This window comes from Anaerostipes caccae L1-92, assembly GCF_014467075.1.
GTDB classification, from domain to species: domain Bacteria; phylum Bacillota; class Clostridia; order Lachnospirales; family Lachnospiraceae; genus Anaerostipes; species Anaerostipes caccae.
Genome location: NZ_AP023027.1, coordinates 1,560,642 through 1,582,864, shown reverse-complemented (window position 1 = coordinate 1,582,864; position 22,223 = coordinate 1,560,642). Strand labels below are relative to the sequence as shown.

The 22,223-nt window shown below is 43.0% G+C and carries 25 protein-coding genes; 6 read left to right on the top strand and 19 right to left on the bottom strand.

Translation table 11 applies throughout. The annotated features are described in order from the left end of the window. Positions 1 to 213: 213 nt before the first annotated feature. The 6 genes from ANCC_RS07750 to ANCC_RS07725 form a co-directional block, all read right to left on the bottom strand. Entirely contained in the window at positions 214 to 1,221 is a 1,008-nt protein-coding gene (locus tag ANCC_RS07750; RefSeq protein WP_006567229.1) for a TRAP transporter substrate-binding protein, read from the bottom strand. 13 nt (positions 1,222 to 1,234) lie between these two features. Next, positions 1,235 to 2,524 carry a TRAP transporter large permease gene (locus tag ANCC_RS07745; RefSeq protein ID WP_006567230.1) on the bottom strand — a complete coding sequence of 430 codons (1,290 nt, stop codon included), beginning with the start codon at positions 2,522 to 2,524 and terminating at the stop codon, positions 1,235 to 1,237. A gap of 2 nt (positions 2,525 to 2,526) precedes the next feature. Continuing rightward, the gene (locus tag ANCC_RS07740; RefSeq protein ID WP_039946686.1) at positions 2,527 to 3,012 is read right to left on the bottom strand and encodes a TRAP transporter small permease; all 486 of its coding nucleotides are present in this window, start codon (positions 3,010 to 3,012) and stop codon (positions 2,527 to 2,529) included. Positions 3,013 to 3,337: 325 nt separating this feature from the next. Then, positions 3,338 to 4,105: a type I 3-dehydroquinate dehydratase gene (aroD, locus tag ANCC_RS07735; RefSeq protein ID WP_006567232.1), complete on the bottom strand. Its 768-nt coding sequence runs from the start codon at positions 4,103 to 4,105 to the stop codon at positions 3,338 to 3,340. Positions 4,106 to 4,118: 13 nt separating this feature from the next. Continuing rightward, complete coding sequence (locus ANCC_RS07730) at positions 4,119 to 5,291, bottom strand: MFS transporter (RefSeq protein ID WP_006567233.1); 1,173 nt, start codon at positions 5,289 to 5,291, stop codon at positions 4,119 to 4,121. 31 nt (positions 5,292 to 5,322) lie between these two features. Continuing rightward, positions 5,323 to 6,198 carry a shikimate dehydrogenase gene (locus tag ANCC_RS07725; RefSeq protein WP_006567234.1) on the bottom strand — a complete coding sequence of 292 codons (876 nt, stop codon included), beginning with the start codon at positions 6,196 to 6,198 and terminating at the stop codon, positions 5,323 to 5,325. Positions 6,199 to 6,402: 204 nt separating this feature from the next. Between ANCC_RS07725 and ANCC_RS07720 the strand changes: the two genes are divergently transcribed. Both ANCC_RS07720 and ANCC_RS07715 read left to right on the top strand, forming a co-directional pair. After that, complete coding sequence (locus tag ANCC_RS07720) at positions 6,403 to 7,302, top strand: LysR family transcriptional regulator (RefSeq protein WP_156340538.1); 900 nt, start codon at positions 6,403 to 6,405, stop codon at positions 7,300 to 7,302. A 118-nt stretch (positions 7,303 to 7,420) separates the two neighbouring features. After that, positions 7,421 to 9,418, top strand: coding sequence for an oxidoreductase (locus tag ANCC_RS07715; RefSeq protein WP_006567236.1), 1,998 nt, complete (start codon positions 7,421 to 7,423; stop codon positions 9,416 to 9,418). Positions 9,419 to 9,516: 98 nt separating this feature from the next. On the opposite strand, the gene gloA2 is transcribed toward ANCC_RS07715, so the two are convergent. Further along, positions 9,517 to 9,897, bottom strand: a complete 381-nt coding sequence (gloA2, locus tag ANCC_RS07710; protein WP_039946628.1) for an SMU1112c/YaeR family gloxylase I-like metalloprotein — start codon at positions 9,895 to 9,897, stop codon at positions 9,517 to 9,519. A gap of 116 nt (positions 9,898 to 10,013) precedes the next feature. On the opposite strand from gloA2, the gene ANCC_RS07705 reads away from it, so the two are divergent. Continuing rightward, positions 10,014 to 10,475 carry a hypothetical protein gene (locus ANCC_RS07705; RefSeq protein ID WP_009289837.1) on the top strand — a complete coding sequence of 154 codons (462 nt, stop codon included), beginning with the start codon at positions 10,014 to 10,016 and terminating at the stop codon, positions 10,473 to 10,475. 76 nt (positions 10,476 to 10,551) lie between these two features. Here the strand turns inward: ANCC_RS07705 and ANCC_RS07700 are convergent, their stop codons facing one another. From ANCC_RS07700 to sigK, 5 genes are all read right to left on the bottom strand, one after another. Further along, positions 10,552 to 10,878, bottom strand: coding sequence for a DUF3784 domain-containing protein (locus tag ANCC_RS07700; RefSeq protein WP_247881548.1), 327 nt, complete (start codon positions 10,876 to 10,878; stop codon positions 10,552 to 10,554). Between the two features lie 26 nt (positions 10,879 to 10,904). Continuing rightward, positions 10,905 to 11,696: a class I SAM-dependent methyltransferase gene (locus ANCC_RS07695; RefSeq protein ID WP_006567241.1), complete on the bottom strand. Its 792-nt coding sequence runs from the start codon at positions 11,694 to 11,696 to the stop codon at positions 10,905 to 10,907. A gap of 39 nt (positions 11,697 to 11,735) precedes the next feature. Beyond that, the gene (locus ANCC_RS07690; protein WP_039946631.1) at positions 11,736 to 12,350 is read right to left on the bottom strand and encodes a GNAT family N-acetyltransferase; all 615 of its coding nucleotides are present in this window, start codon (positions 12,348 to 12,350) and stop codon (positions 11,736 to 11,738) included. 36 nt (positions 12,351 to 12,386) lie between these two features. Beyond that, complete coding sequence (locus tag ANCC_RS07685; protein ID WP_006567243.1) at positions 12,387 to 12,821, bottom strand: GNAT family N-acetyltransferase; 435 nt, start codon at positions 12,819 to 12,821, stop codon at positions 12,387 to 12,389. Between the two features lie 133 nt (positions 12,822 to 12,954). Next, positions 12,955 to 13,578, bottom strand: a complete 624-nt coding sequence (gene sigK, locus ANCC_RS07680; RefSeq protein ID WP_024727820.1) for an RNA polymerase sporulation sigma factor SigK — start codon at positions 13,576 to 13,578, stop codon at positions 12,955 to 12,957. 147 nt (positions 13,579 to 13,725) lie between these two features. On the opposite strand from sigK, the gene ANCC_RS07675 reads away from it, so the two are divergent. From ANCC_RS07675 to ANCC_RS07665, 3 genes are all read left to right on the top strand, one after another. Beyond that, a complete protein-coding gene (locus ANCC_RS07675; RefSeq protein ID WP_006567245.1) occupies positions 13,726 to 14,073 on the top strand; it encodes a DsrE family protein in 348 nt (115 codons plus the stop codon). Positions 14,074 to 14,150: 77 nt separating this feature from the next. Then, the gene (locus ANCC_RS07670) at positions 14,151 to 15,107 is read left to right on the top strand and encodes an MORN repeat-containing protein (RefSeq protein WP_182483049.1); all 957 of its coding nucleotides are present in this window, start codon (positions 14,151 to 14,153) and stop codon (positions 15,105 to 15,107) included. 19 nt (positions 15,108 to 15,126) lie between these two features. Continuing rightward, entirely contained in the window at positions 15,127 to 16,077 is a 951-nt protein-coding gene (locus tag ANCC_RS07665; RefSeq protein ID WP_006567247.1) for an MORN repeat-containing protein, read from the top strand. 85 nt (positions 16,078 to 16,162) lie between these two features. On the opposite strand, the gene ANCC_RS07660 is transcribed toward ANCC_RS07665, so the two are convergent. The 7 genes from ANCC_RS07660 to ANCC_RS07630 all read right to left on the bottom strand — a co-directional run bounded on the left by ANCC_RS07660 (position 16,163) and on the right by ANCC_RS07630 (position 21,976). Beyond that, positions 16,163 to 16,933 (bottom strand): D-Ala-D-Ala carboxypeptidase VanY, encoded by a 771-nt coding sequence (locus ANCC_RS07660; protein ID WP_039946633.1) that lies wholly within the window; start codon positions 16,931 to 16,933, stop codon positions 16,163 to 16,165. Between the two features lie 95 nt (positions 16,934 to 17,028). Further along, positions 17,029 to 17,772, bottom strand: a complete 744-nt coding sequence (locus tag ANCC_RS07655) for a hypothetical protein (RefSeq protein ID WP_006567249.1) — start codon at positions 17,770 to 17,772, stop codon at positions 17,029 to 17,031. Beyond that, entirely contained in the window at positions 17,762 to 19,180 is a 1,419-nt protein-coding gene (locus ANCC_RS07650) for a sensor histidine kinase (RefSeq protein ID WP_006567250.1), read from the bottom strand. Before ANCC_RS07650 ends, ANCC_RS07655 begins: the two co-directional genes overlap by 11 nt. Continuing rightward, a complete protein-coding gene (locus ANCC_RS07645; RefSeq protein WP_006567251.1) occupies positions 19,177 to 19,836 on the bottom strand; it encodes a response regulator transcription factor in 660 nt (219 codons plus the stop codon). The genes ANCC_RS07650 and ANCC_RS07645 overlap by 4 nt, the downstream gene beginning before the upstream one ends. Before the next feature lie 85 nt (positions 19,837 to 19,921). Next, on the bottom strand, positions 19,922 to 20,530 hold the full coding sequence (locus tag ANCC_RS07640; RefSeq protein ID WP_006567252.1) for an NUDIX hydrolase: 609 nt from the start codon (positions 20,528 to 20,530) through the stop codon (positions 19,922 to 19,924). A gap of 91 nt (positions 20,531 to 20,621) precedes the next feature. Continuing rightward, complete coding sequence (locus ANCC_RS07635; RefSeq protein WP_182483050.1) at positions 20,622 to 21,386, bottom strand: nucleoside phosphorylase; 765 nt, start codon at positions 21,384 to 21,386, stop codon at positions 20,622 to 20,624. 5 nt (positions 21,387 to 21,391) lie between these two features. Beyond that, positions 21,392 to 21,976 (bottom strand): TetR/AcrR family transcriptional regulator, encoded by a 585-nt coding sequence (locus ANCC_RS07630; protein WP_039946691.1) that lies wholly within the window; start codon positions 21,974 to 21,976, stop codon positions 21,392 to 21,394. Positions 21,977 to 22,223: the final 247 nt, after the last annotated feature.

Here is a 22,223-nt window from a genome sequence, read left to right as displayed (position 1 = left end):
ATAGTCAAAATAAGCTGATCCTAAAAGCATCGATATTTCACTTCTGCTGAACTATCTTGTCCATTTTTCGTCCTTACATCTGAGAATAGGAACTCTGTCGTGATTTTCAAGCAGGTATTTTGCTTTTTTCATAAATTATCCTGTTTTTTAAATTTTCTTAAGCAATAAAGAACAGGCACTTTTACTGTTTTCCAATAAAAGTGCCTGCTGATCTTACTTCTGGTTCAAATATGCATCAAAAACATCTTTTGATACATTTTCCTCAATGCTTTTATATATGTCGGAAGACGCTTTCCTTACGTCCTCCTGAGTTTTCTTATCCAGCCTCACAATCTTCGTACCACTGTCTTTTATGACCTTCATCCGGTCTTCGATCCGTTCATCCGAAGCTTTCCTTGCATATTCCTTTGCCGTCTCTGCCGCCTCAGAAATAATCTTCTGCTGATCTTTCGGAAGGTCTTTATAAAATTCATCACTTACAATCAGAGAAATATAATGGGGCAGATGATTTGTTTCTACCACGTAATCCTGCTGTTCATAAAGTTTGCTTGACACAATGACCTCATATGGATTTTCCTGTGCGTCAATCGTCTTCTGCTGCAGACCGATGTATACCTCACTGAACGTCATCGGCGTCGGATTGGCTTTCAGTGCCTTCCAGAAATCCATATGGTAGCTGTTTTCCATGGTACGGATTTTCTGTCCTTTAAAGTCATCAATCGACTTCACCTCTTTGTTGGTGGACATCACACGAAATCCCTGGTCCGCATAACCGAGCAGCTTAAATCCGCCTTTTTCATAGACCTTTTCCATCTTCTTATAAAATACAGGATTGTCCACGGCAGCTCTTGCCTCGGCAATCGTAGCAAAGGCACTTGGCAGGTCAAAGACAGCGGTATCCGGCATAAAAGTAACCTGCGGTGCTGTATTCTGCACGACGAAAGGAATATCACCGTCAGAACAGCTCTCAAGCAGTTCTCTGTCTCCTCCCAGCGTACTGTTGGGATAAACTTCAATCTTCATTTTTCCTTTGCTCAGCCGGTTCACCTCATCGGCAAACTTTTGTGAATAAAGCTGAGTCACTGTGTCCTCAGGACTGGAGGTCCCCAGCGGCCAGGCATACCGCTGCACTCCATCGGAACTTTTTTTCCCGCATCCTCCCAGCACAAACGCAGAGATGATACATAATGCTGCAATGGTAAATCTTCTAAGTCTTTTCATCTGTATCCCCCTCCTATAACAGCGCAAGGCTGATCTGCGGTATAAATGTAATCAGTAACAGAGCCACCAGGAAACATGCAATCAGAGGCATGGCTTTTTTGGCAATATCCACTACAGGAATCTGTGTCAGTGAAGAAGCCACAAACAGATTCACTCCAATCGGCGGGGTAACAAAACCGATCGCCAGATTGACCACCATCATCACACCGAAATGAATTGGATTCATTCCAACGCCTACTGCAATCGGCATCAGAATCGGTGTCAGAATCAAAATAGCCGGTGTCGTATCCATAACCATACCCACAAGCAGTAAGAAGACGTTGATTACCAGCAGAATGACAATTCCATTGTGGAATGTTCCGAGAATCCACTCGCTGACTGTCTGAGGAACCTGCATCAGCGTCAGGACTCTTGAAAATGCGACGGATGCTGCAAGTATAAATAAGATAGGCGCGTAGGTACGGATTCCCTCGATCATTACTCCCCATAAATCTTTTATATGGATACTCTTGTAGACAAATAAGCTTACGAATACAGAATAAAAAACAGAAATCACCGCCGCTTCTGTAGGGGAAGCCACACCAGTATAAATACATCCGAGGATAATAACCGGACTGAGCAGCGCAAAAAAACTGTCTTTCAGCACAGTAAGCAGACCTTTGTCATGAAGCGCCTGTACTTCTTTTCGTATCTTTTCTTTATCTTCCCCATGTTTTCTGCAGTAAAAAACAGCATATACCATCAGCAGCAGACCGATAGAAATCCCGGGAAGAATCCCGGCGATAAACAGGTCACTGACAGACTGTCCGGATGCCATTCCGTACATAATAAAAGGAATACTTGGAGGGATAATGACACCCAGTCCTCCTGAAACCGCAACGATCGCTGTGGCAAATTTTTTATCATAACCGAGCTTAATTAAAATCGGGATCGTCATACTGCCCACGGCTGCCACCGTAGCAGGCGCTGAACCTGAAATTGCTCCATAAAAAAGACACGTAACAATAACTGCACATGGCATTCCCGCTGTAAATTTTCCAATAAAATATACAAAAACATCAAAAATCTTTTTTGAAATTCCGCCCTTTGCCATCACCATGCCTGATAATACAAACATCGGCACCGCCAGCAGCGGAAAACTGTCGATTCCCCCAAGCATAGATCGGATGACAAACTGACCGCTTGCGGTAAAAGAAGAATCAAAAATTCCCGGAAGTACTGACACAATACCGAGTCCAATGGAAATCGGGATCGCGATGATCAAACACAAAAAGAAAATAATAAAAACTGATAACGCTGACATACCTACACCTCCTGATCCTTTCCAACTGCGATTTTAAACTCAATCAGCCATCTCTGTAAAATACGGATTGTCACCAGCAGGAAACTCACCAGCGGTGCTGCCTGTATGTAGTACATTGGAATATGGCATGCAGGGCTGACTTGTCCGCTCTCAAATGCACTTTTTAAATACAGGACAGAGTACGGGATCAGATACAGGAACAACGCCAGTTCAATGGTATGGTTCACCACTTTAAAGATGGCCCTTCCCCTTTTAGGAAACATTGCCACAAACTGTTCAATTTTAATGGAAATACACTTTTTTGTGCAGTAGCTGACACTGATAAATCCCGACCAGATGAACAGGTATCTTGTGATCTCCTCCGACCAGGAAAGGGATGCTCCCAGAACATAACGCGCCAAAACCTGAATGCCCATGATCAGGACCATCCCCACCAGGAAAATTCCCATTAAAAACTCTTCTAAATTCTCATCTAACCACTTTAGCATCTTCATACCTCTCTTTTGTAAGCGGAGCCCTGCTGTTCTCAGCATAATTCTATCTATTTGAACATGCTTCCCCGCCTGTAATTATTACAGCATCCAAAAGTTAATTTTTTAACAACCAATCCACTATATTATACATGGAAATAATTGATTCCACAAATAGATTTTTCAAATAGAATTAATAATTTTTATCTATCAATTTTGCAGATTTTCTTTGAACCCAAATGCCCTGCAGTTGTGAATCAGCCGCAATTCTCCCACATAAAAAGCAGATAACCTGGTTTCAGATTATCCGCTTTTATCTTACTGTCGTTTTGTTTTTATAATTCTACAGTCCCTGATTTGCGTGGAGGAACTGAAGCATATCATTTAATTCATTGACTGCTGCCTGACCCGGAGCGGACGCTTTTTTCGCTGCGCCGAATGTGAGCGCTGAACCAAAGACTTCTCCGCAGAGACGGCTGATCAGTCCTGTTCCGGCCATTGACATGGTGATGATCGGACGGTCTGCATAATCTGTATACATTTCTTCCGTAGCCGAGAGCAATGTAAGCACATCTCTTCTGCAGGTCGGCATCACAGCAATCTTAGGAATATCAGCTCCTAATTCCTGCATTTTGACAAGCCTGCTGACAATCTCTTCTTTTGCCGGAGTCTTGTCAAAATCGTGATTGGAAGCTACAACCTTCACACCGCACTCGTGCGCTGCCGCCACGATATCTTTTACGATATCATCTCCCGTAAATACTTCCACATCTACAAGATCTACATATCCGCTTTTCGCTGCGTTTTTATTCAGTTCTGCATACGGACCCGCTTCGATGGCTTTCTCTCCGCCTTCTTTGGATGTACGGAAGGTAAAGAGAATCGGTGTCTCCCCGAGAGCTTCTCTCAGATCTTTTAACACATCTTCTACTTTGGCAAAATCGAAGACTCCCTCAAACCAGTCCACGCGCCATTCCACAACATCTACCGGGATCTCCCCGAAAGACTTTGCCTCGGCGATGATCTCTTCCTTTGTCACGCCGACAATCGGCACACAAATCTTGGGAACACCCGTTCCAATCTCTACATTTCTAACTTTTACTGGATTCATTCTTTACTCCTTATTAAGCTTTCTCTTCCATTGCCTTGTATCTCACATTGACAAACAGAGCCAACAATACTCCGACAACAGTGATTCCAATGTTCATTAATAAAATGTCTGCTTTATCCATTGTACCAGCCAGAGAAAGGATTGTATAGTTCGATAAGCTGGACGCGATCATAACGATACTCGTGATGGTTCCTTTGATTTTCGGAAACAGATCGTTGGCGGTCGCTGTCACAAGCTGAAGTACAACGGCTCCTGCGGAATATCCGACAACTGCTGATCCGATGTAGCAGATAGAAGGAGTTCTCAGCAGATAAACAAGCGCAATCATAATCGTTGCGATCAGAGGATATACAAATAAGAATCTTACCCCTTTTATCTTATTAACTAAAACAGTTGTAACGACGATAGCTACGAGAGATCCTGTGCTGTAGTAAGTCTGCATGACAGAAGGATCACCAATCTTTGCATATTCCTTCGCGAAATCCTGAGCACAGTTCAGCCAGAGCTGGAATGTTGCTGTTCCTGTAAATCCGATGATGATCAGCGCAATGCTTTCCAGTGAGAAGTTTGCGTGTTTGATATCCTGGATCAGAGAAGATTTTGCTCCGCCTGCTGTTTCCATTTTCGGAAGAGGCGCGAATAAAACGAGCACTCCGATGATAGCGATGGCAGCACCGCATACGTATAATAATACATTTAAGGAAAGGTTTGCTCCAACGATAGCACCGATCATAAACGGCATTAACAGCTGTGAACAGGAGATTGAAAACTTGGTAAGCATCGTTGCCATACTGGATCTCGGTGCGAGAATCTCAACACATGCCGGAATAACGCCTGTGTCAAGGAAAGAGTTTGCGATACCTCCCAGAATTGCCGCGATATATGCAACGGTCATATTCGGTGACATGGCAAGTCCTAAGAAAAAGATCGCATAGGAGCCTGCGCCGATAATGGATGCAACTTTTCTTCCCAGCTTATCAGAAAGAGGTCCTGCAAACGGAAGGGCAATCAGCCTTCCCAATCCTAATGCGGCAGCTACCATTGTAACAAGGCCGATGTCTGATGCTCCCCACTGTTTTACCAGGGTTTCTTTTACTGCCACCTGTCCTAAGACAGATGCTCCGATACCATGGATAAAATAATTTAAATATAAGATAAACGCACTGGGATAATATTTTTTGTTCATAATTGATTCCTCTCAAATTTCCTCTCTAAGTTTAGTCGTATTTAATATCCAACACTTCTTTCATGTGATCGATCGGCATATGTTTTCCAGTCCACAAGTGGAATGCAGCGTCTCCCTGGAACAGCATCATACCAAGACCGTTCATTGTCTTGCATCCGGCTTCTTTTGCCATCTTTAGAAGTGCAGTCTCTCTCGGTGCATAAATTGTATCAGTGACAATCAAGTCCGGACGTAAGAATGACGCGTCAGGGATTACTGACTGTCCCTCTAAAGGTTTCATTCCCACACCTGTTGCCTGTGCGAACAGATAGCTGTCTGCAATCTCTTCTTTTAATTTATCTTTATCATCAAGATCATAAAGATTTACGATACAGTCTGTGTTTGCACGAATTTTCTCAACAGTTTTCTCCGCGTTCTCCCAGAACTTATCTTTAATATTAAAGATTGACATTTCTTTGACACCGTCTAATGCCGCCTGGATTTCGATTGCCGTTGCTGCTCCGCCTGCCCCTGTGATTGTCATTTTTTTACCGATCACATCGATGTCATTGTCTTTCAGTGACTGCATGTAGCCGATTCCGTCGGTGATATGTCCTGTCAAAACTCCGTCTTCATTGACGATCGTGTTGACCGCTCCGGCCATTTCTGCTGCCGGTGAAAGCTTATCTAAGTATTTGCCTACGACTGTCTTGTTCGGCATAGAAACGTTGGAACCTTTCAGTTTCAAGGCGCGCAGTCCTTTTACCGCATCCTCTAATGTGTCATTGTCAACTTCAAACGCCAAATATGCATAGTCAAGTCCTAATGTGGCAAATGCTTCATTGTGCATTGCCGGTGAGCTGGAATGTCTGATCGGATATGCCATCAGCCCGATCAATTCTGTATGTCCTGTGATTCTCTCTGCCATGTGTCATTCTCCTTTTTTACTTACCCTGTTGTTTCTTCACCCAAAAGTTAATTTTTTAACAACCTTACAAAAACTATTATACACGGATCTTATTGATACTTCTAATACATCTTTTAATACTTTTTAATAGTATTTTGCTATCATTCATGTTATGCTTCCTTATATATATAGCACTGCACTTTCCACAGAAATGAGGTAATCTCTATGAATCTAAACCAGCTTTCATATTTTCAAAAAATCGCAACCCTGCAGCATTATCACCAGGCAGCCAGAGAATTGAATGTATCCCAGCCCAGTCTGAGCCGCTCCATCGCCAATTTAGAAGAGGAACTGGGGCTTCCTCTCTTTCGGAAAAACGGAAGAAACATCGAGCTGACCAAGTACGGCAAGATCTTTTTAGAACATGTTAATAAAATACTCGAAGAAGTAAAGATTGCCGAGGACAAAATGAAGGCTCTGGCCAACGCCAAAGGAGGCCACATCGACCTGGCCTACGTGTTTCCCCTCGCCAAATCGTATATTCCCCACCTCGTACGCAGTTTCCTGGATTCGGAAGATTCCAGCAATATCACCTTTTCTATGACGCAGGAAATCACCAACAAAATGCTCCGTGATCTGAAATCCGAAAAATATGACGTCATCTTCGGCTCGTACGTATCCAATGAGCCTGAGATCGAATTCGTCCCGGTCATCAATCAGGAGATGGTTGTCATCACGCCGCTGGAGCACCCCTTGAAACATAAAAAAGAAGTTCTGCTGGAAGATCTTCTGTCCTATCCTGTTATAGGATATGACCGCACCTCCGGTCTGGGGCAGTATACAAATTCCATCTACCGGCAGAACCGGATGGAACCTGAGATTGCATTTGAAACCTCCGACGAAAATGCCATTGCTGCTCTCGTAGCCGAAAACTTCGGTGTCGGCTTTGTGGCCCATGTGGAATCGCTGAGGGAATATGACGTGGAAATTCTTCACTTAAGCAACGTCAAACCTTATCACACCGTCTACATGGCGTACCTGAAAAATAACATTATGATTCCTGCGGTAGAGAAATTTATCGGCTTCGTAAAAAAAAACAATAGACAAAAGCTATTAATTCTTTAAAAAATATCAATTTGTTAAATAATTATCTTTGCTTTATAATGAACTTATCATTACAAATCACCCAAATGCAATGATAACAACCCTAATTAGAAATCGATAATCTTTTGGAGGGTACACAATGAAGTGCAATTATAAAAATATTTTCAGTCCGCTGACAATCAAAAACATGACGATGAAAAACCGCATCATGATGACACCGATGGGAACTAACTATGGAGAACAGACCGGAGAGATGAGTTTTCTCCATATCAATTATTACGAACAGAGGGCAAAAGGCGGTGTCGGCCTTATTATGGTGGAAAATGCCAGCGTAGATTCCCCTCTCGGCTCAAACGGTACGACTCAGATCAGAATCGACCATGACAATTACATGCCCCGCTTCTTTAAGCTCTGTGAGACCGTTCATTCTCACGGTGCATGTATCGGATTACAGCTAAACCATGCAGGTGCGTCCGCTCAGTCTAAGCGTACGAATATGCAGCCGGTGTCTGCTTCAGATATTCCGTCTAAGGCAGGCGGAGAAATTCCTCGTCCGCTCACAAAAGATGAGATTTACGCGATTGTTAAAAAATATGGTGAGGCCGCTGCACGCGCACAGGCTTCAGGATTTGACTGCATTGAGATTCATGCGGGACATTCCTACCTGATCAGTCAGTTCTTATCTCCTACGACAAACGTCAGAACCGATGAATTCGGAGGTTCTCCGGAAAACAGAGCCAGATTCGCAAGACTGGTCTTAGAGGAAGTCAGAAAACAGGTTGGACCGATGTTCCCGATTTTCGTCCGCTTAAGTGCCGACGAGTTTATGGAACATGGAAATACCCTGGATGATACTTTGGACTACCTCCAGTATTTCCAGGAAGAAGCCGATGTTTTCGATGTTTCTGCGGGATTAAACGGTTCCATCCAGTATCAGATCGACGCCAATTACTTAGAGGACGGCTGGAGATCTTATATGGCAAAGGCTGTCAAAGAAAAATACGGAAAACCATGTGTGACGATGGGTAATATTCGTGATCCTCGTGTTGCAGATGATATTCTTGCCCGCGGAGATGCTGACATCATCGGTATGGGACGCGGTCTCATCGCAGATCCGTGCTGGGTGAAAAAGGTTGCCACAGGGCACGAAGATGAATTAAGGAAATGCATCTCCTGCAACATCGGATGTGCAGGAAACCGAATCGGAGTCAACCGGCCGATCCGCTGTACGATCAATCCTACAGTAAATGATGGTGCCGATTATAAAAAGCATAAAATCAACAAACCATGCAACGTTGTCGTGATCGGAGGCGGTACTGCCGGTCTGGAAGCCGCATGTACGGCTGCGGAAGTAGGATGTACAACATTCTTATTGGAAAAAGAAGATCATTTGGGAGGACTTTCTGTAGAAATCTCTAAGATTCCTGACAAGAAACGTCTGGCTGATTTCCCTCACTACCTTCAGGTAAGAGCTTCTAAATTAAACAACCTGTTTATTTTCAAGGGACAGGAAGCCACACTGCCGATGATCAAGGCTCTGCACCCGAATATCATCGTCAACGCCACAGGATCCAATCCTCTGCTTCCGCCGATTAAAGGTCTTCACGACCATATCGACAAAGAAGGCTCCAAGGTTGCCTCTATTTCCGGCATGATCAATCATCTGGCTGACTATCCGGAAGACTGCACAGGCAAAAAGGTTGCTGTCATCGGAGGCGGTGCCGTGGGACTGGATGTGGTAGAATATTTCGCACCAAAAGGCGCAGAGGTGAGCATCGTAGAGATGATGCCTGCCATCGGTAAAGATTTAGACCCTGTTTCCAAATCCGGTGTGAATGCACTGATGAAAAAATATGAGGTCAATCAGATGCCGAACACTGCTCTTTGTGAAGTAAAAGCCGATTCCTTCCTGGTAAAGGCAGACGGTGAAGAAAAAGACCTGCCGTTTGACTATGGATTCGTATGTCTCGGAATGCGTGCCAACGCTCCGGTTCTGGAGGAGATCCGTGAGGCATATGCGGATACCAACGTAGAAATTGTCAATATCGGTGACAGCGTCCGTGCAAGGCGTATCATCGACGGTGTTCAGGAAGGACATAACATTTTAAGAGTTCTTTCCGACATGGAATACTTATAAAAAATATTCGCCAAACTCTTTTCATAACAATTTCATAATAATAGAAAGAAAGGGAACCTTCATCATATGGTTCCCTTTCTTTCATCTATAGTTTCTTATTATTCATGAAGTTCTAACGGAAGTCCGTCGGGGTCATGGAAAAATGTCATCTTTTTTCCTGTAAAGGTATCACGTCTGATATCTTCTGTCTCAATTCCCGCCTCATTTAATTCTTTTATTGTCTCCCCAATATCTTCAACATGAAACGCGAGATGTCTGAGTCCGCATGCTTCCGGATAAGACGGCCTTTCGGGATGTCCTTTTCCTGAAAATATCTCCAGCTCACAGTCACCCTGCTTCAAATCCAGTTTATAATCTCCTCTGTCCTCACGGTAATTTTCTCTGAGAATCTGAAATCCAAGCTGTTCCGTATAGAACTTTTTTGACTTCTCGTAGTCACTGACAATGATCGCAATATGATGTATTTTGTTTAATTTCATTCTGGCTCTCTCCTTTTTTGTCACAATTCTGTATTTATTATATAACAAGCATGAAACCCATAACCTTTTGACCCTGGTATCATATTATAAAGTAAAAGAAAGAAAGGGGTTGTTTTATGGATAAATGCTGCTGTCATACTCCATGCTGCCCGGCTCCGGTTCCTGCGGAACCGATTGATTTTTATGCCCAGTATGGAACTTCATATAATGGAGCCTCCGGGACATATGTGTCCTTTTTTCCTGTTTTTCAGGAAGGTGATGGAATCCGGCTTGAAAATGATACAACGATATCGCTGAAACCAGGATATCTCTACCTCATAGATTTTATCTTTCTGGGAACTGCGGAAGCTGACGGATACATGCAGATTCTTCCTTATATCAACGGTTCCCCCCGTCTGCTCTATTCATTTTTTGCACCTGCCGGAACGGAACGCAACACTTCCGCTTCAGGCAGTTTCACAACAAATGAGGCCATCTCTTCTGAAGCACAGTTGTCATTCCGTCTCACCTATTCCTCTGTCACAAGGAATATTGATCTGAGCGGAGCCGTATCGGTGACGCCTCTTCAGAGATATTGACACCATCTGTTTTCTGCACGGTCATTCAAAAACCGTGCAGAAAATGGAATTGAGATCTGGCAGAAATGCGCCGTTTTTACTTCTTCTTTTTCTCAATCTTAATCGTTGATACAAGGGCATAAATAACTGCGGCGATTGTAACTGCCAGCGCCGCATAAAACAGCCAGCCGATTTCATATATCATTTGAAGTGTATTCAGTAAAAATATAATTTCAATCAGCAGAAAGATGACTGCTGACTGCCGGTAATGTAGTTTTTTGTCTATTTCTCTCCGTTCCTTTTTCGATGCAAACAGATAGGCATTATTCAATAGAAATCCCTTCTCTTTGAAGTAAAAACAACTGGCTGCAAATGAACCTGCCGATATAATAAGCAGTATCATAATAAGAAACTTCTCTGTCATATTCATCCTTCACCTTCCAAAATGGCTTATTTCTGAAAAATATCAATCACATGGCTCGTGACTCCTAAAAGATCTTCGCGCTCGCACGTGGCAAAGTGATATTTTAAATATAGCTCAAAAGTTTCATCATCCATGGCATCTACCGCTTCTCGCATAAATAGAGAACAGCCGTCTGACGCAGCATAATGCAGTCTGGATACGGGAAATACAGACATCAGTTCGTCAATGTCCTCCTTTCGGACAAGTTCAAATAAATCTTTTGGCTGGGATCTGGAAGCAAAGGTTTCCGGATCGATCAGACCCTTCTCAATATACTCGGAGACGTTGATATTGCCGCGGTTAAATCCTTCGTCGAGGAGACATCCATCGGATATCACATGTGCTGCAAAGATCACCCCTCCCTGTTTTGTCACGCGGATCGCCTCAGAAAGAGCCTGTCTCTTGTCTTCTTTGGTGTAAAGATGGTACAGTGGACCTAACAGCAGCGTTATATCATATTGGTTGTCCGAAAAATCGGATAAATCAAGGGCATTCCCCTGAGTAACCGTGATCGTCTCATCCGGCTGAATATTTTTCCGGAACATTTCAATGTTATGTTCCACCAGCTCCACCGCATCAACTGCATATCCCTGACGCGCCAGTGCATGTGAATAGCGGCCGGTTCCCGCTCCGATTTCCAGTACACGGTCATCGGGTTTTATATACTTGTCTATGTAACGCATAGTAGTAAGGAATTCAACTGATCCATGCTTTGACATAAGACGGGCATCCTCATTGAAACTGCTGTAATGGTTTATCAGATATTGGTTTGTTTCCATACTATGTCTCCTCTATTTATAATCAAATTACTGTTTGCTTTACTCGGCTGCTTTGCTGTACAAAAAACACTGGAGATCAATCTTTTTATGTCCTATCTTCAGTATGACATCTTTTTCACCGGCACGCTGAAAGCCCCTGCGCTCATAAAACTGATAAGTACATGCGTTATCCGTATATAAATATATATTCTTTCCCTTTTCTCTTCGTGCAAATTCATTAAGCAGGAAACTTCCAGTTCCTTTGGCTTTCATCTCAGGATTGGCGGCCAGGAACAAAATCTCTCCGTCCGGCGAAGTTTGTTTACAGTAACGTGTAAACATTTCCCTGTTTGCCTCATCATAGACGCCGGAACCTCCTTTCGCAAAAAGGTTCTGCAAAACATCAAATACTTTCACGTAAAACGATTTCCAAAAAGAACGGTATTTCTTATCCTCACCTTTGATTTCAGCAAGCAGTACTCCTGCAAACATATCCCCCGCATATGCTGCAATCACCTGAGTTGCACGGGCAAGCGACAAATACCAAAAATATCTGCCGTATAAATTCAGCAAGAGTTTACTATCCATGTACCAGTCAAAATGCATCCCTTTCACCGCAAATTGAACTGCTTTTTTATGGTCTCTTTTATCCAGTTCTCTGATTTCTAACTTCATGAAATTCTTCTCCATAAATTTTGGTTTCTATATCCCTCATCTATTCAGTGTCATAGGCGTATACCGTATCCCATCTGTAAGCTGTTCGTCATCCACAGCCTGAAAACCCAGCTTTTCATAGACTGGTACAGCATAAGGAGAAGCATTCACTGTTATTTGCTCGGTCCGGCTCTGTGCCAAAAAATAGTTCCAAAGGGCTCGTCCGATTCCTTGTTTTTGTATCTTTTCTTCTACAAAAAAGAGACTGATATGATTTCCCCTCATCGCTAATACACCTACGACAGCTCCGTCAATTTCCGCTCCAAAGATCTCTAATCTTTCTAATTCTCTCTCATTGCGGATAAAATCATGAAATGTAAGGATTCCTTCTTCCGAATACTCCGGTGCTTCAAATTTCAAAAAGGTTTCCCACACCAGATCCATGGCCTCCTGACTCCTTGAACGATACAGTCTTGCAATTTCCATCCTCATTTATTTTCTCCCCGGCTTTGGCTGTTTCTGTTTTTTCAATTATATCTGTTTCTCGGGGTTCTATCAACTTAAGTTTACTTTCAGATAATGGAAACTGCCGGAATCTAACTTACAATTCCGGCAGATAACCTAATTATAATTTTAACCTTCTTTTTATCTTCTCAACAGCTTTTTTTTCAATACGGCTCACATAAGATCTCGATATATGAAGTTCTTTTGCCACCTCTTTCTGAGTCATGGGTTTTTTGCCATATAATCCGTATCTCATGATCAGAGTCGTTTTCTCTCTGGACGGTTCCATCTCATCCACCATTTTATACAAGTCTCTGATTTTCTCCTTCAGGTCCAGTTCATCTACGATATCGTTTTCATCCGCCCCCAGTACATCCAAAAGATTAATTTCATTCCCCTCTTTGTCAATCCCAATCGGCTCATATAACGAAGTGTCCTTTGCACTTTTTCTTTCCTGTCTCAGCATCATGAGCAGTTCATTTTCAATGCATCGGGAAGCATAGGTCACCAGCCGGTGCCCTTTCTCCAAGTTATAGGTATTGATCGCTTTGATCAGCCCAATCGTTCCCACGGATATCAGATCGTCCTTATCCCTGTCAAAGTTATTATATTTTTTAACAATATGGGCAACCAGACGGAGATTGTGTTCTACTAATATGTTCCTGGCCTCCATGTCCCCCAGGCGGCTTTTCTTCAAGTAATATTGTTCCTCTTCCTGTGACAGCGGTTCTAAAAATGCCTGCAAGTAAAGCAACCTCCAAGCCTTTTTAACATTGTATGCCTTCCTCTGTCCAATAGTGCTTTTCCCTCTAAAAGATATTTCATCTGCTGTAAGGGTTCTCTCAAATGTGTTAAACTTACAATATCATATATTTTATTCAGGAGGTACGCTATGAATGTTTTATTTCATATTGATGAGAGTTTAAAGTGGGCAATGGTTCTGGGAAATATACAAAATATGATTCAATATTTTGATCAGGAAGCCATGCATTACCGAATCGAGCTGGTGGCAAACGGCCCGGCTGTCTGTGAACTTCAGGATGCCGTCTCAGAAAAGATGGGGTTTAAAAATGCTCTGCTATCTCTTTCCTCAAACATTCGGATCTGTGCCTGCCGCAATGCACTGCGCGCAAACCATATTTCTCCTGAACTTCTGCTGCCGTTTGTTGAAATTGTCCCGGCAGGTGTAGTGGAAATTGCTCTTCGGCAGACGGAAGGTTTTTCATATATTAAACCTTAAAACAACCTTGGGGAACATAAACAAATTCTCTGATCTGTGGTATAATAATGTAAAAACAATACAGGAGATGAGAGAATATGAAGAAATTAAAAATCGCAGCATTATTATGCCTTTTGTGCCTTCTGACCGCAGGGTGTGCAAAAGAGAAAAAAGTCAAAAACAAGACGGTCACATTGGAATACCAGAACAAGAAATATGAGGGCCAGTATACCGGTCTCATGAAAAATGACAAGCCAACGAAAGGAACTTTTTCCTACAAAAAGGGAGATGATTACCTCACCTACAAAGGCAAAATCTCAAATGGAAAAATGTCCGGAGAAGGAACCCTTGATACAAACCTGATGACAGCCTATTTTATCGGAAAAAAATGTGAAGGGCGCTACAAAGGCATTGTCTCCGGCGGCAAAGCCAGTAAAAAAGGAAGATTTGAATTTGTGTCTCCAAAAGACTTCAAAAACGCCGTCTATCAAGGAAGCTGGCATGCGAACATGGCAAACGGCGAAGGACGTCTTGACTTCTCTGTCGGAGGAAAATGGGCTATGACCGGCCATTTTGACACCGGTTATTTTGATCCCACCACTTTTGAAATCTATCAAACGATGGGGACTCTTGAAGAGATCGAATATAAAATTTCTCCAAAAGCAAAAACATTTATAGAAGAAAATGATTCCTTATTTATGGCAAAAAAAGAAACTGATCTGGCACCTTATGTAGATTCTTCGCTCAGTCACCATGATGTTTTAAAAAAGTCCGGTGATTACGGAGATGAACTTATGAAATTTTCTGACTATACAGTTCTGAATACCGAGCTGAATGAAAAAGTATTTGGCAGAAATCTATCTCTGGTTCTTCTTGGTCTGCCCTCTGAGAATGCATACATATACGTTATCTGCCTGGACCCTTTAAAGGATGTTTCTTTCAACAGCACTCAGACCGTATATGGACTTCCCCTTTCCTCTGCAGAGTATACAATGCAGTCCGGCAAAAAATTAAAAGTACTGATTGTAGCAGGCAGTTTCTTAAAACACCAGTAGCAATACGGAGGGGAAAACTATGAAAAATTTAAAGTTTACAGCTGTTTTTATCTTATTGGTCTTCTGTCTCACCGGATGTTCCAACCGTGTAGAAAATGAAGAAATGACCCTGTCTTTTTTTGACAAAGATTTGAAAGGAAAGTTTTCGGGAACTCTGAAAGACAAAAAACCAGAAGGCAAAGGCACTTTTGTCTTTAAAAAGAACAAACAATATCTCACCTACAAGGGAAATTTCTCTAAAGGCCGTCCGGAAGGCAAAGGTTCTGTAAAAACAAACCTTGCCAAAGTCAAACTCAGCGCCACAGATACAACCGGTGTATATGATGGAGAGACATTGAACGGAAAATTTCATGGCAGCGGCAAATACAAAGTTCAGAGTCCGGCCAATCTAAAATCTACCTATACCGGCCTCTGGAAAAACAATCTGCCGGAAGGAACCGGAGAATTAGTGTTTGACGACAAAGATTATCCCAAACAGGCAGGCACTTTTAACAAAGGTTATTTTACACCAAATGTACTGGAATTTTTTAATACGCTTGGTTCACTCTCCAGTATGCCCTTTTCTATTTCCTACAAGGCACAGGAATTTCTTTCCGACCAAGAGGAACTATTCCCAGCGAAGAGTTTAAAACAGATTAAAAAATATACAGATCCTTCCATAAAGTATGAGCAGGTCTTTAGACATCCGGATCAATACGGAGATAAAATTGTACGGCTATCCAACTATTATATTGTGCAAATGGATTCTTACTCTGCATTTGGCTATGATTATAATGAAGTTCTGCTGCTGGATCGTTCCGGAAAACATGTATGCATCGTGTACTATCTGGATGAATTAGAGAATATTTATGAATCTGACTTTGCAGATGTGTATGGTATTCCAGTTAATACATCATCCTATGAAAACAAGAACGGCAAAAAGATAAAAACTTGTATTCTCGCAGGAAGTTATTTCAAAAAGATCAAGTAAATAAAAGGCCATTCTCCCTGTTATGGCAGAGAATGGCCTTTTTCTTCAGCCGCGCTGAAAAACTGTTGTCGGATATTTTCTTATTCTAGGATATTTTATACATTTTATCAGACACATATTTTATATATTCCTCCAGACACATGTTTTTCTTTTTCATTTCCCCTGCGGCTTTCCTGCCCACATACCGGTAATGCCACGGTTCATATCCGATTTTTGTAATATTGGTTTTATTCTTCGGATATCTGAGAATAAATCCGTATTTCCAGCTGTTTTCCATAAGCCACTGCTGTTCTTTCCTCTTTTCCTGAGTCTCATCAAGCACCGGATAATCCACTGCCACGATGTCCACTGCCAGTCCTGTCTGGTGCTCACTCCGGCCCGGAAGCGCAACCCATCTGGATGCCTTCTTCCTGGCCTCAGCTTCCGTACATCCCTGATTCAAATACTTATTGATATCGCGCTCCAGAAGATATGTCTGGCGCTCTTCTGTCCGGTATGCAGAACAAACGGAGGGATAAAGCCCTCTTTTTCTGGCCGCATTCATCATTTTCTGCAGATCCGGCAGTATCCTCCGGTCTACCTGGCACCCATTATTTAATGTAGTCAGGTCAGGCTGAAAACCATCCGGCACATAATTTTCATGATTTATTAAGATTAGGTTCCAGGGAATATGAACTGTTTGTTCTTTTTGTTTTGGCCTTACAAATCTGCTGACCGGTATGGTATTCTTTACCGGCTGCTGCGTAGAAGTACAGTACTGTATCACGAGGACCGTCAGGAACCAGGTGCCTATGATCTCTAATATAAGCAGTACAAAATACTTATGTCTCCTCCGTATATATTGTTTCTTTCTCATTAGTCCGTCACCCTTCTTTCCAGAGAATATGATCTCTGGTATTATCATACCCGGACCTTGTATCACAATTCAGTCAAAATTCCATCGAAGTTGTATCATCTGCTGACACTGTTTTGATCTCCGCCATTTCCCTCAGGATGAATATAAAATTCCCCTTCTTCCGCAAACTTTTTGCTGAAGAATATAAATAAATAGTATACTTTTTCACTGCCTGACCTGTATGTTACAAAATAGTTGTTTTTTACCGCTGCCATTTTGTTTGTTTCTTTCAAACCAAGATACCGGCCCCAGATCCCTATGATCTTCTCAGCATCCGAAGGCTTGATTCCGGCTCCTTTTACACTGTCGATACTCAAAATCTTATGTGAAGAATCATCAATGACCGCCACTAAACTCTGATCCCCTGATTGTACCGTCACGCTGTGAATTCTCAGACGTCTTGCATAATTTTTTGTATCCAGACAAGTCGTTGTGGTTTCATAAAACATCATTGTATTCTTATTCAAAGCAAGCTTTGGAAACATTCCCATTTCTTTTAGTTGTTTTAATTCTTTCATACAAACGTTTTTGAGTTCGTCTATCTCTGCCGATCCCCACTCATAGGTCTGGTTCGTCACGGCAATCTCCTCCGCTGAGTTATCTGCTTCCGCAATGAGTGATAATTTTTCCTCTATAGTTAAGGTATCTGTCCGGATTTCCGATGTATCTTCCACCTTGTCCAGTTCCACCCGGCCTCTCATTTTCTTATCCTGATACCCCGATATCAGAGACGGCCATAGAATACAGGAGGCTGCCAGGACCGCTGAAAAAAAGCAGATCAAAATATTCTTAAATTTCATCGGACCTCTCCTTTCTGAGCTGAACGGTGACTGCCGTTCCTATTTCCAGCCGGCTCTCAAATTCCATCGTTCCGCCGTGCAGTTCCACGATCCGGCGGCAGAGAGAAAGTCCAAGCCCCGCTCCGCCTTCTTTTCTTGCTCTGGACTTATCTGCCATATAGAACGCTTCCGTTATTCTGTTCATATCTTCTCTGAGCATTCCTCTTCCGTTGTCTTTTATCACAAGGGTATAGCCGTTTTCATCTGATCTCCCTTCAAAACGGATCAGTCCGTCGGCATCCACTGCTTTCCTGGCATTATCCAAAAGATTCACACAGAGACTCTGCAGCAGATCCGGTTCTCCCCATATGATCCCCTCTTCAAAAGAAGTTTCAAGCTGGATACCTGATGCTTTTAAAAGAGGCTCTGTGAGATGAATGACTCTTTCAGACAGCTCAGCTGCCGGGACCGGTCTCATGGAAATTTTCTGCTTGTCCAGAACGATCAGGTCCATCAGCTTCAGAGACAAAGCCTCCAGACGCTTCCCCTCCTCAAAAATATAATTCGCCGCCTGAAATCTCTGCTCCTCACTGAGTCCTCTGGACCGCAGGGTATCTGCGTATCCTATGATAGAAGTCATAGGCGTTTTCAGTTCATGTGCAAAGCTTCCCATAAACATCTCCTGGCGCAGCGCAGAGTCTTCAAGTTCACAGATCTTTTGTTCCAGCTGCTCTGCCATTGTGTTAAAATCTCCGGCGAGAGAACCTATCTCATCCTCGGACACCACCTCCGATCGGATCTTTAAATCACCTGCTGCGAAGTTTCTGACTGCCCGGGAAAGGATCCTCAAAGGCTGGGTCAGCCATCTGGACAGGCAAAAGACAGCAATTCCCAGAGTTACGACCAGAATAATGGAAATTTTCTGATACAGCTTCATCTGATTTTCTTTTAATTCATAAATCGGGGTAATATCTCGTACATTTTCCAGGTAAAATACTTCTTCATCTACGGTGAAGCGGCATGCCGACTGCAGATAATACCTGCCGTCCTGTTTAAGAATAGAGTATCCGGTATGTTTTTCGTCCAGGGCCTTCATTACCTGATCCGGTACACGAAAACTCAGATCCGAAAACAGTTCCCGGAAGGAACTGTCACATATCCGAAATTTTCTTTCTTTTCCCGGTGACGAGAGACTGATTGATCCGGCCAGCTTTTTAACCGTGTTTTTAGGTGAACCGCTGTCCGGAGGAGATACGGCAATAGAAGCCCCCAAAGTTGCCCGGAAAATATTGTTTTCCTGATATGACATCTCTGCGGTCTGGCGCAGAGATGACTGAAAAGAAGACTGGATCAAAAAATACCCGCCAACACTGAATGTGAGCATAGTAAGTGAAATAATGCTTAAAAATACTTTCCAGGAAAACTTCATTGCGAATCCTCCAGGCGGTAGCCTACCTTATAGACCGTTTTTATTTTGTGTTCCCATCCGATCTTTTTTCTCAGTCGCTGCACGTGCAGATCGACTGTCCTGCTGTCCCCCATGTATCCGCTGCCCCAGATCTTCTCATAGATAAAGTCCCTGAATAAGGCAATGTTTTTATTCTGTATCAGGAGCAGCAGCAGTTCATATTCTTTGACTGTCAGATTTACAGGCTGCCCCTGTTTTTTTACAATTCTTGCGGACATATCAATCTCCAGGTCTCCTTCCTTCAGACGGCTTTCTGTCTTCTGACAGCGCCTGAGGACCGTCTCTACCCTGGCCAGCAGTTCCGCAATTTCAAATGGCTTGGTCAGATAATCGTCTGCCCCTGCCTTCAGTCCCTTTACTTTATCTTCTGTATTGGCCTTGGCCGTAAGAAATATGACCGGAATCTCAAGCGGCCTGATGTAGTCCATCAGCTCATAGCCGTCTATCTCCGGCAGCATGATATCCAGAAGAATCAGATCAAATCCCTCCTGATCCAGCCGGTCGGCCGCCTCAGCCCCGTCAAAGGCACAGTCACAGCAGTATCCCGCTGCCGCAAGATTCATCTGGATTAAATTAGATATAGCCGGCTCATCCTCGACGATTAAAATACGGTTCATATTCCTCTCCTCTGCTTTTCATTTATTTGTCGAAAAATATAACAGATCCTTGTATCATTTTTGTATCCTCAGCTGCTAATGTCCATTATAAATTCAGAAAATCAAAAGGCTCCTTATCCTGTAAAAAGTGCATAAGCATATAGGCACACATGATGGCCACATGTTCTTCTTTAAGAATCCTTTTTACTTCTTCTCTGTCTGCCAATACGATCTCAATTTCTTCGGAGTCTTCCTGTCCCTTCTTACTCGGTGTCCCGCTGGCGTATCCATAAATGGTGGCACAGGACTCATCTGTCATGCCGACAGACATGAATCCGGGCTTTTCAAACATCGGGTCTGCATCGATCAGCTCCAGAGAAAGTCCTGTTTCTTCCTTCAGCTCCCTGATTCCTGCCTCCCGGTAGTCTTCTCCTTCTTCCACCAGACCTGCCGGAAATTCATAGATATAATCATCGATCGAATACCGGTACTGCCTGACCAGCACGACCCTGTCCCGTTTTTCACCGTAGAGGCTGTAAACAATAATGCCGTCCGGATCATTGCGCTTTGTCTTTAATTTCAGCCGTTCCATATTTTTCACCCTGGAAGCGATATAGTAATTCAACGGTTTTCCAACCCGGTTTGTGCCTTTTAAATGATACAGATTCAGATGTGGATTATCTGTCAGTCTGCTGACTTCACTAATTTTTTTCATGACGAATGCTCCTTTTCTAACGATGCTTCTTTTTGTTCTGTCTGTTTTTATATATTATATCGGAAATGCCGTCCCCGGGAAAGCCTTTCTGTTACAGGGCTAAGGCACATTCAAACGCAAGTTGCATGTATTTCTTAAAATTTCTGATACCGTACTCTGCCAGATCTCTTTGCTCCCATCTGTCTGCATCCAGATGATCCGCACCGTATAAAAATTGAATACATGGAATCTTCCGAAACTGGGTGACCGCCAAAGCAGCAGAACATTCCATCTCAACTGCAAGGCATCCCTGTTCTCTGCGCTCTTCTATTACACTCTGGGTTTCCCTGTAAACCGCATCCGTGGTCCATGTCTTGCCGGTCACATAAGACATTCCGCATTTTTTTAAACTATTCTTTAATATATTTACAGACGATGTCTCCGCATGGATTTCCTCACTGGCCGGCATATAATGATAGCTGGTTCCCTCATCTCTTACCGCGGAAACAGGGACAATGATTTTATCCTGGACAGCGGACTGGTTCAGGACCCCGCAGCATCCAAACATCACGATCTTTTTCGCTCCCATTGCTATGATTTCTTCTAAACCGGCCGCACAGGCAGGGGCCCCCACTCTGGATAAAAAAACCGCAATACGCTTTCCGCCATAACATATTTCATAGACCGGAAGATTCCCGTTTGCACTGCACAATTCTGCGATCTTTTTTCCATCTCTTGATTCAGCCAGCCGATCGATCATATCCGCCGAAAAAGTGGTAATGCATACCTCCGGAAAATCCGGTTTTTCTTCTATAACATTCCATGGATTTATCAGAGCCGTTTTTGCACTGCCCCAGCGTTCAAATATCGTTGCCATATCTTTTATTCCTTTCTCACTAATAAATTTCGGATTTCCTTCATCATTCTTTCCGGTACTTCTCTGCTGACCGGCATGAGTCTGCTGTACATTCTTACTCCCTGATAGGAAAAAATGATCAGGTCAAACACTGCCGGTATATCGACAGGATAGAATTCCTTCCGGTCAATTCCATATTGAAGAAAACTCTTCCATGTATCAAATGACGCTAAATACTGACGGTACAAGGCATTCTCCCCGGCGGCATTTTCCTTTATGCTGAAATATTCATAAATCGCAGTGCTCAAAGAGCCTTCCCTGTCGATCATTTCCTCCTGGTAGCGTTTCAGGATATCATCCAGAATATGAACCGCAGAAAGTCCCAGTCTCATTTTTGAACGAAATTCTTCATCCTGGGAATTCATCATTTCATCCACGATTTCTTTAAAAATCTGTTTTGTGTTCTCATAATGCCCATACAAGCCTCCCCGGCTTAACCCCGTGATCTCACAAATATCTTTCATTGTAACTTCTTTAAAACCCTTCTCTGCGAACAAAAGACAGGCTTTCTCCCTGATCCGTCTCCTCGTCGCTTCACCTCTCTTATTCACGGAACCCTCCTTTCCGACATATGTGTCTACAATTTCAATATACGACACATATGTCGGAAAGTCAATAGTGTACATCTGCGAGCCATATAAAAATTCCTTCAAAACAAAAAAGTCTGTTCAGCAATCTCTTTTTTCGTTAATAAACACATATCCAGCAGGCATTACGTCCATTTTCTGCGTGATTGGAATGAGGCATTCTAAGAACAGAACGGAAATCATGCAGAAAATGTCTCTCGGGTGGACGCGC

Bases quoted from the DNA above. Each gene is read 5' to 3' on its own strand.
- ANCC_RS07750 (WP_006567229.1), bottom strand. From the start codon at position 1,221: ATGAAAAGACTTAGAAGATTTACCATTGCAGCATTATGTATCATCTCT.
- ANCC_RS07745 (WP_006567230.1), bottom strand. From the start codon at position 2,524: ATGTCAGCGTTATCAGTTTTTATTATTTTCTTTTTGTGTTTGATCATC.
- ANCC_RS07740 (WP_039946686.1), bottom strand. From the start codon at position 3,012: ATGCTAAAGTGGTTAGATGAGAATTTAGAAGAGTTTTTAATGGGAATT.
- aroD (WP_006567232.1), bottom strand. From the start codon at position 4,105: ATGAATCCAGTAAAAGTTAGAAATGTAGAGATTGGAACGGGTGTTCCC.
- ANCC_RS07730 (WP_006567233.1), bottom strand. From the start codon at position 5,291: ATGAACAAAAAATATTATCCCAGTGCGTTTATCTTATATTTAAATTAT.
- ANCC_RS07725 (WP_006567234.1), bottom strand. From the start codon at position 6,198: ATGGCAGAGAGAATCACAGGACATACAGAATTGATCGGGCTGATGGCA.
- ANCC_RS07720 (WP_156340538.1), top strand. From the start codon at position 6,403: ATGAATCTAAACCAGCTTTCATATTTTCAAAAAATCGCAACCCTGCAG.
- ANCC_RS07715 (WP_006567236.1), top strand. From the start codon at position 7,421: ATGAAGTGCAATTATAAAAATATTTTCAGTCCGCTGACAATCAAAAAC.
- gloA2 (WP_039946628.1), bottom strand. From the start codon at position 9,897: ATGAAATTAAACAAAATACATCATATTGCGATCATTGTCAGTGACTAC.
- ANCC_RS07705 (WP_009289837.1), top strand. From the start codon at position 10,014: ATGGATAAATGCTGCTGTCATACTCCATGCTGCCCGGCTCCGGTTCCT.
- ANCC_RS07700 (WP_247881548.1), bottom strand. From the start codon at position 10,878: ATGACAGAGAAGTTTCTTATTATGATACTGCTTATTATATCGGCAGGT.
- ANCC_RS07695 (WP_006567241.1), bottom strand. From the start codon at position 11,696: ATGGAAACAAACCAATATCTGATAAACCATTACAGCAGTTTCAATGAG.
- ANCC_RS07690 (WP_039946631.1), bottom strand. From the start codon at position 12,350: ATGAAGTTAGAAATCAGAGAACTGGATAAAAGAGACCATAAAAAAGCA.
- ANCC_RS07685 (WP_006567243.1), bottom strand. From the start codon at position 12,821: ATGAGGATGGAAATTGCAAGACTGTATCGTTCAAGGAGTCAGGAGGCC.
- ANCC_RS07675 (WP_006567245.1), top strand. From the start codon at position 13,726: ATGAATGTTTTATTTCATATTGATGAGAGTTTAAAGTGGGCAATGGTT.
- ANCC_RS07670 (WP_182483049.1), top strand. From the start codon at position 14,151: ATGAAGAAATTAAAAATCGCAGCATTATTATGCCTTTTGTGCCTTCTG.
- ANCC_RS07665 (WP_006567247.1), top strand. From the start codon at position 15,127: ATGAAAAATTTAAAGTTTACAGCTGTTTTTATCTTATTGGTCTTCTGT.
- ANCC_RS07660 (WP_039946633.1), bottom strand. From the start codon at position 16,933: ATGAGAAAGAAACAATATATACGGAGGAGACATAAGTATTTTGTACTG.
- ANCC_RS07655 (WP_006567249.1), bottom strand. From the start codon at position 17,772: ATGAAATTTAAGAATATTTTGATCTGCTTTTTTTCAGCGGTCCTGGCA.
- ANCC_RS07650 (WP_006567250.1), bottom strand. From the start codon at position 19,180: ATGAAGTTTTCCTGGAAAGTATTTTTAAGCATTATTTCACTTACTATG.
- ANCC_RS07645 (WP_006567251.1), bottom strand. From the start codon at position 19,836: ATGAACCGTATTTTAATCGTCGAGGATGAGCCGGCTATATCTAATTTA.
- ANCC_RS07640 (WP_006567252.1), bottom strand. From the start codon at position 20,530: ATGAAAAAAATTAGTGAAGTCAGCAGACTGACAGATAATCCACATCTG.
- ANCC_RS07635 (WP_182483050.1), bottom strand. From the start codon at position 21,386: ATGGCAACGATATTTGAACGCTGGGGCAGTGCAAAAACGGCTCTGATA.